The organism is Acetobacterium sp., from assembly GCF_030652775.1.
GTDB lineage: Bacteria > Bacillota > Clostridia > Eubacteriales > Eubacteriaceae > Acetobacterium.
On record NZ_JAUSPS010000089.1, the window covers coordinates 1 to 8,234 of the forward strand.

The 8,234-nt window shown below is 42.2% G+C and carries 10 protein-coding genes; all 10 read left to right on the forward strand.

The window, feature by feature from the left end:
• Positions 1-4 precede the first annotated feature (4 nt).
• A complete protein-coding gene (locus Q7J41_RS15780; RefSeq protein ID WP_304889403.1) occupies positions 5-961 on the forward strand; it encodes an RnfABCDGE type electron transport complex subunit D in 957 nt (318 codons plus the stop codon).
• Complete coding sequence (locus tag Q7J41_RS15785; protein WP_304889395.1) at positions 961-1,584, forward strand: RnfABCDGE type electron transport complex subunit G; 624 nt, start codon at positions 961-963, stop codon at positions 1,582-1,584. Before Q7J41_RS15780 ends, Q7J41_RS15785 begins: the two co-directional genes overlap by 1 nt.
• Positions 1,585-1,599: 15 nt before the next feature.
• Complete coding sequence (locus tag Q7J41_RS15790; protein WP_304889396.1) at positions 1,600-2,190, forward strand: RnfABCDGE type electron transport complex subunit E; 591 nt, start codon at positions 1,600-1,602, stop codon at positions 2,188-2,190.
• A 12-nt stretch (positions 2,191-2,202) separates the two neighbouring features.
• A complete protein-coding gene (rsxA, locus tag Q7J41_RS15795) occupies positions 2,203-2,781 on the forward strand; it encodes an electron transport complex subunit RsxA (protein WP_148636420.1) in 579 nt (192 codons plus the stop codon).
• Between the two features lie 12 nt (positions 2,782-2,793).
• Positions 2,794-3,795 (forward strand): 4Fe-4S binding protein, encoded by a 1,002-nt coding sequence (locus Q7J41_RS15800; protein ID WP_304889397.1) that lies wholly within the window; start codon positions 2,794-2,796, stop codon positions 3,793-3,795.
• Between the two features lie 179 nt (positions 3,796-3,974).
• On the forward strand, positions 3,975-4,097 hold the full coding sequence (locus tag Q7J41_RS15805) for a JAB domain-containing protein (RefSeq protein ID WP_304889398.1): 123 nt from the start codon (positions 3,975-3,977) through the stop codon (positions 4,095-4,097).
• 222 nt (positions 4,098-4,319) lie between these two features.
• Entirely contained in the window at positions 4,320-5,180 is an 861-nt protein-coding gene (locus Q7J41_RS15810; RefSeq protein WP_304889399.1) for an RluA family pseudouridine synthase, read from the forward strand.
• A 13-nt stretch (positions 5,181-5,193) separates the two neighbouring features.
• Entirely contained in the window at positions 5,194-7,407 is a 2,214-nt protein-coding gene (locus Q7J41_RS15815) for a transglycosylase domain-containing protein (protein ID WP_304889400.1), read from the forward strand.
• A gap of 12 nt (positions 7,408-7,419) precedes the next feature.
• Positions 7,420-7,773, forward strand: coding sequence for a cupin domain-containing protein (locus Q7J41_RS15820; RefSeq protein WP_304889401.1), 354 nt, complete (start codon positions 7,420-7,422; stop codon positions 7,771-7,773).
• The coding region (gene nth / locus Q7J41_RS15825; RefSeq protein WP_304889402.1) for an endonuclease III at positions 7,770-8,234 on the forward strand (465 nt) is incomplete at its 3' end. The genes Q7J41_RS15820 and nth, both read left to right, overlap by 4 nt.

The window sequence follows — 8,234 nt, forward strand, 5'->3', positions numbered from 1 at the left end:
ATTGATGAATGAATTAAATCTTACAGTGTCATCATCCCCTCATATCCGGGCAAAACATTCCACAGCCAATATTATGCAAAATGTTATTATTGCTTTGTTACCTGCATTGGCTGTCGCAGGATTTGTTTTTGGGGTATGGGCATTGGCATTAGTAGCTATTTGTGTTATCTCGTCAGTGGTTACAGAAGCAGTTATTCAAAAACTGCTCAAAAAACCGATCACAGTCAATGACTGGAGTGCAGTTGTAACAGGTGTGCTTTTAGCATTCAACTTACCGATTAACGCACCCTGGTGGATTGCTGTTGTGGGTTCTGTTTTTGCTATTGCTATTGTAAAACAATGTTTTGGCGGTTTGGGACAGAATTTTATCAACCCTGCCCTGGCAGCAAGAGCATTTCTGTTGGCATCCTGGCCAGGACATATGACCAGTACTGCTTATATTCCGGTTACCGATACAGTGACCACAGCAACGCCACTGGCCTTGTTGAAAGCAGGAGAAGCAGCAAGCATGCCATCAACCATGGATTTGTTTCTCGGTTTAAACGGCGTGTACGGATGTATCGGGGAAATTTCCGCTCTGGCATTGTTAGTTGGTGGTTTATATCTTATTTTCAAAGGAATCATCAGTTGGAGAATTCCAACGATCTATTTATTAACGGTGGGAATTTTTGCGCTTCTAGTTGGACAGGATCCAATTGTGCATATCGTCTCAGGTGGTGTTATGCTAGGTGCCTTCTTTATGGCAACTGACTACGCATCATCACCAGTAACAGCAAAAGGTCAAATCATTTATGCCGTGGGTTGTGGATTAATTACCATGATCATTCGTATCTATGGCGGATATCCAGAAGGATGTTCATACTCAATTCTGCTGATGAATGTAGCAACACCTCTGATTGAACGCTTCACCAAAGAACGTATCTATGGTGTGACTAAGGTCAAAAAGGAGGCTAAAGCATAATGGAAACCAAAGAAAAAGTACAAATCGACTGGAAAGTCGTATTTAAGCTCGGATTTATTTTGTTTATCATTTCAGCAGTGGCCGCCTGTGCACTGGCTTTAACCAATGAAGTAACGGCTGGAACCATTGAAAAAATGAATATTGAAAAAAATACTTTAGCGCGTCAGGAAGTGCTTTCAGATGCAACAGAGTTCGAACAAGTTCCGGCTGAAGATGTTGAAAAATTGGCGAAAGAAATTGGGATGGAAAAACCAGAAGAGCTTCTGGAAGTATACACAGGAACAAATGGTGGTGAAGTTGTCGGATATACAGTAAAAACCGGGCCTACCAGTGGGTTTAGTGGCGAAGTTCAGGTTTTAACGGGTATTTCAACAGAGGGTATTATTACTGGCATTACCATCATCAAACATAATGAAACCCCAGGTTTGGGGGCATTGGCTACCGGCGATTGGAAAGATCAATTTGCTGGCAAATCAGCTGGCGAAGAATTGGCGGTTGTGAAAACTGCTCCAACTGAGGGCGGTAATGAAATTCAAGCCATTACCGGGGCAACCATTACATCAAAAGCAGTTACTTCAGGAGTAAATGTGTCCATTAAAGTTTACCAGAATTTGTCGAAATAGGAGGGAAAAGCGAAGATGAATTTTATGAAAAATCTTACTCGTGGAATCATACGAGAAAATCCCACCTTTGTTCTTGTTTTGGGGATGTGCCCAACCCTTGCGGTGACCACGTCAGCCATAAATGGGATGGGGATGGGCCTGGCAACCATGGCGGTGTTGATTGGCTCGAATGTAGCTATCTCGGCGCTACGAAAAGTAATACCAGATAATATCAGAATCCCGGCCTTTGTTGTTGTTATTGCATCGTTTGTTACCATCATTGGGATGTTAATGAAAGCCTATGTGCCGGCACTCGATGCGGCGCTGGGGATCTTTATTCCCTTGATAGTTGTTAACTGTATTATCCTGGCTCGGGCAGAAGCCTTTGCATTTTCGAATGGCATAGCTGACTCATTTGCCGATGCCGTTGGGATGGGTATTGGATTTACTCTGGCGTTAACAGTTTTAGGCTCGGTTCGTGAAATTTTAGGGGCTGGTAGTATTTTTGGATTCTCTTTATTTGGTGCAGCATACGAACCAGTATTGTTAATGATCCTGCCTCCTGGGGCATTTTTAACCCTTGGTCTTTTGATTGGCCTCATTAACTGGAAAACGAAAAAGGCATAGGGGGAGATATCGATGACTTTAATTTTTATAATGATCAGTGCAATTTTTGTCAACAACTTTGTACTGTCACGATTTTTAGGTATTTGTCCGTTTTTAGGGGTTTCTAAACAAGTTGAAACCGCTGTGGGGATGGGGGTTGCAGTAACCTTTGTTATGGCTCTGGCATCTGCGATTACATATGTAGTGCAATATTCAATTCTTGATCCTTTGAGTCTTGGTTATCTGCAAACAATTGCGTTTATTTTAATCATTGCGGCATTGGTTCAATTAGTCGAAATGATTATTAAAAAATCAAGCCCTTCTCTGTATCAGGCATTGGGTGTGTATCTGCCATTGATTACGACCAACTGTGCGGTACTTGGGGTTGCGTTAATTAATATTCAAAATGAATACAATTTCATCGAAACCATTTTCAATGGTGTTGGTGCGGCATTGGGTTTCACCCTTGCCATTGTTCTGTTCGCAGGGATTCGTGAACGACTTGAAACTTCGGCAGTGCCAAAAGCACTGGAAGGATTTCCCATTGCATTGTTAACAGCCGGTTTAATGGCGATTGCATTTTTGGGATTCTCCGGAATGAAGTTAGGTTAGGGGGATACGGAAATGTTAAATGCGATTTTAGTTCCAGTCGGTATCCTCGGTGTATTCGGTTTAGTATTTGGAATTGGCCTTGCTATTGCTGCCAAAGTTTTTGAAGTTTATGAAGATCCGCGCGTACCAATGGTAAGAGCAGCTCTTCCTGGCGCAAACTGCGGTGGTTGTGGTCTGCCAGGTTGTGATGCTTTAGCTTCTAACATTGTCGATGGGACAGCGGCCATTGATGCCTGTCCGGTTGGCGGCGTCGATTGTGCTGCTGCCATTGCTGGAATTATGGGTATGGAAGCGGGAAGCGCAGTTAAAAAAGTTGCCACTGTAATTTGTCAGGGAACCTGTGAAACAGCACCGAATCGTGCTGAATACTATGGCGAAATGGATTGTCGTGAAGCGATGATCGCTTCCGGCGGCGCCAAAGGCTGTCGTTATGGTTGTATGGGATTAGGAACCTGTAAAGCGGTATGTCCTTTTGATGCCATAGTTATGGGAGAAGATGGATTGCCAAAAATTGATCCAGAAAAATGTACATCCTGTGGCAAATGTGTAGACGCTTGTCCAAAAGCCATTATGAATCTGGTACCAGCAGCTCAGGAAGTTATTGTAAAATGTCATAATCTGGACAAAGGGAAAATTGCCAGATTATCTTGCACAACTGCCTGTATTGCTTGTGGTGCATGTAAAAAAGCCTGTCGGTTTGATGCAATCACAGTGGAAAATAATTGTGCAAAAATTGATTATGACAAGTGTCGTCAATGTTATGAGTGCGTGGATAAGTGTCCAATGAACTGTATTAGCGGGGACATCGAATACGGTAAAGCAACCGCATATATCATCGATGAGAACTGTATTGCCTGCGGTTTGTGTGCTAAAAACTGTCCGGTAAATGCAATAACTGGAGAAATTAAAAAGCCTCCTTATATTATCGATCAAGACATGTGTATTGGCTGTGGAATCTGTTTTGATAAGTGCAGAAAAAATGCGATTGAAATGCGACCAAATAAAACAAAATAAATAACGAAATAAATAGCAAATCTTAAAAGGCTCTTCATTGAAAAATGAGGAGCCTTTTTTTCTTAAGAATTTATGACAATTCAGTATTTGAGTAATATTTTAATGAGAATTTTAGGAAAGATGTATAAAATAAACTGAGTTTCTGTTAAAATGATGATATTGTTGATATGAGGAGGCTTATGGTGAACGAAAAGTCAGACTATCACGCATCAATAAAAGAGCTCATTGGTATTTCGGTATTGGATCATATTATCATTGGTCGAGGGACATATCTGAGCTTTAAGCAAGAAAAGCTGCTGTAATTACCTTAAACTAAAAAAATATCTAACGCATTGCATAAAATTAGGGTATAATAATATGCATGTTTTTATAGTTGAATGATTTTAATATCATGATCACAAAATAGAACAGAACAGGCAAATCAGAAAACTGATTTACATCAGCAGTTTTCAAATAGAGTCAGAACCGGGGGTAAAATTATCAGTCTCGTTTATACATACCAGATATCAGAAAATCATGAAAAGTTGGTCAGGGAAGAACTGGTCAACCGTTACAGTTACTCCAGCCGCTTAATCAGAGAAATTAAACGCATTGGAAAGATTAGTTTAAATCATAAAGAGTGTTTTCTGGGACAGCAAATCAGACCAGGGGATATCATTGAGATTAAAATGCCGCAGGAAGATATTGATGGAGAGCCAGTGTCTGGAAAACTCAGCGTAGTTTACGAAGATGATGAACTGCTGGTGGTCAACAAGCCGCCATTATGTGTGACCCATCCCACCAAAAGCCATCAATTGGATACACTGGCAAATTACATCAGCTATTACTGGCACGATCAAGGAATTTCTGCAAAAATTCGGTTTATTAATCGATTGGATCGGGACACAACCGGTATTGTGGCCATAGCAAAAAATAAATATGTACATCATTATGTCCAAAATGAAGTGAATTCAGGAAAGGTTAGAAAGGTTTATCATGCCTTTGTTCATGGAAGACTTCCCGGTACTGAAGGGATCATCAATGCGCCTATCGGACAACCCTATGAAGACAGTATTCATCGAATTGTAATGGATGAGGGAAAACCATCAGTTACCCACTATCGGGTACTGGAAGAATATAAAAATGCATCGTTAGTGGAGCTGATTCTGGAAACCGGACGAACCCACCAGATCAGGGTTCACTTAAAGTATTTGGGAAATCCAATTATTGGGGATCCCTTATATCATGGCGAAGACTTGGCAGTCGATAGTTTTGAAATGTCTCATCAGGCACTACATGCAAGGAGCCTGGAGTTATCGCTTCCCAGAAAAAAACATCTGTATGTCCTGGCTGAATATAACAGTGAATTGACAGACCTTCGCAGGCGTCTAATAGATAATAAATAGAAAAGGTGATGGAATGAGTGAAAAGCAAACAAAAGGCATAAAAAGACGTAAAAAGAAAAAACATATTGGGGTAAAGATCCTCATTGTTCTTTTAGTCCTGGGAATTCTGGGAGTTGGTGTAGTGTACTCGATCTATGCTGCAAATCGCATGGATATATCAGATTATCAGTATCAAGCTAAGGATAAAACCGAGATTTATTCGGCGGACAATGTTATGATTGCCGAGCTGTATACAAAAAATCGAACCAATGTTACCATCGATCAGATTCCGGTGCAATTGCAACAGGCACTGATATCGGTAGAAGATTCACGGTTTTACGATCATTTTGGGATCGACTTACTGGGGATTGTTCGGGCATTTTTCTCCAATATTGCCAGTAATGGTATCGGCGAAGGTGCCAGTACCATTACCCAACAGCTTGCCCGGGTACTCTTCCTGCCAGATATTGCCACCGAGCAGAATTTTAATCAGTCTCTGGTGCGGAAACTGAAGGAAATATCGATCGCTTTGCAGTTGGAGGAAAAATATACCAAAGAGCAAATTCTGGAAATGTACTTTAATGAATATTATTTCGGTTCCGGCGCTTATGGGATTGAAGAAGCTGCGCAAACCTATTTCAATAAACCAGTCTCTCAGGTTAATTTGGCAGAAGCTGCAATGTTGGCTGGTTTGCCTCAGGCTCCCAGCGCATATGCTCCCAATACCGATTTTGAGGCAGCAAAGAAACGTCAGCAGGAAGTCTTAACGCGAATGGTTAAGGAAAAGTATGTCACTCAGGAAGAAGCGGACGCAGCTTATGCACAAGAGCTGGTTATCCGGGATCCGGCTACCATTAGTAATGACGATCAGATTGTTGATAATTACGAAGCTTTTGTGGGGCGTGCTCTTGACGAGTACGCAACACAGCAATCGTCAGCTGTTATGCAGGAGCGTGGTATTACTCAGGATCAGGCTATCGACTATATTAAGGAGAACATTGCCAATGGTGGGTACCGTATATACACGACTATTGATACACGTATGCAGACAGATGCCATAGACAGTTTGTACACTGGCCTTGATGATTATGGAATGACGGAAGAAACTGGAGCTATTGTCACCGTGGATCTCGATGGAAGTGTCAAAGCTTATTATGGCGGGAACACTCAAATTGATATGGCAAATACGCCGAGACAGCCGGGTTCGAATATTAAACCGCTTTTTTACTCGGCAGCGATGGAAAAAGGGTTGATTACCCCTTCCACCACGATTCTTGATGCCTACACTGATTTTGGGGGATATGCTCCCCAAAATTATGATCATGGATATCATGGGACGGTAACCGTTCGGCAAGCGCTTGTATATTCGTATAATATCCCCGCAGTTAAGATATACAATAAACTCGGACCAGAAGCTGCCGTTGCATTTATGCAACTGATGGGAATTTCGACTTTTGAGGATAGTGACTACAATTTGGCAACAGCTCTGGGAGGGATGACTTATGGCATTAAGCCGGTTGAAATGGCAGCAGCGTTTAACATATTCAATAATGCCGGTGTTTATAACAAGCAATACTTTATTACGAAGATTGAACAAATCAATGGTGAGGTAATATATGCTAAAGATGCCTCAAACACGACAACTCGTAAGGTGATGACTGATACCACTGCTAGTAACATGATGAGTATTTTGATTGATGAAGTAAGTTATGGTACGGGGAGCGGAGCTGCTCAGATTTATACAACGGGTGGTAAAACAGGAACAACAGAAGAAGAAAAAGATTTATGGTTTACCGGAATTACTGGAAATCTGACGACTTCAGTATGGCTTGGAAGCCCAGAAAATTACGTTCTTGGTGGAGGAAGTTATATGTCTGCAGCAATCTACGGAAGTTATTTAAGCCAAGTAATTGATCAGGATTTATTGACGACGACGGAAATGGAACGGACCTCTGACGAAGGTGACAGCTCTGGAGCTTCTTCACTTGATTCTGGAAAAACAACGACAAATAAAGAAGAAACAAAAACGGACACAACCACCACAACCCCAACGACACCAACTAAGCCAACAACGCCGACCGAACCAACAACGCCAACGGAGCCAACTACGCCAACGGAGCCAACGACACCAACGGAGCCGACGACGCCAACCGATCCAACGACGCCAACGGATCCAACGACGCCAACGGAGCCGACGACGCCAACGGAACCGACAACCCCCACTGAACCAACTAAACCGACGACCTAAAGGAGGATTACGATGATCATACAAAACAAATCGAAACAGCAGGAAATAAAACAGAACATGCGCGGTGGTAAGGGTGATATTGAAATTACTCATATAACCGGAAGTGAAATTCTTGGAAATAATTGCCGACTCTTTGCCCAGATCACAGTAAAACCTGGAGATTCAATCGGGGAACATCAGCATCAGGGCGAACGAGAAATATTCTATTTTATACAAGGAAAAGGGATCGTTGTCGATAATGGCAAGCAATTCGAAATCGGCTCTGGGGACGTGATGGTTACTCCGGATCAAAGCAGCCATAGCGTTGTTAATACAGGTGATCAGGATTTGGTGTTTATGGCACTGATTCTCAATGAAAATGCATGACAAAAAAGAAGATTGAACAAATTTTAGCCACACTGGAAGGCCTTTACGGCCAGGAACAGTGTGGCTTAGATTTTGATACCCCCTTTGAATTACTGATTGCTACCATCCTTTCGGCACAATGTACAGATGTCAGGGTAAACATTGTCACTAGCGATTTGTTTGAAAACTCTAATACACCAGAAACTATTCTACTGTTGGGAGAAGAAGGCCTGTTGGCAAAAATCAAAACTTGCGGACTGGCCAAAACGAAGGCCAGAAATATTATTTTGTCCTGTCACCGATTGCTGACAGAGTATAACGGTGTTGTGCCAGCACAGATGGATGAACTGATCACGCTCCCGGGGGTTGGACGCAAGACCGCCAATGTGGTGATGAGCAACGCCTTTAATATTCCGGCAATTGCGGTAGATACTCATGTTTTTCGGGTTTCCCGACGAATTGGTCTGACCACGGGGAAAACG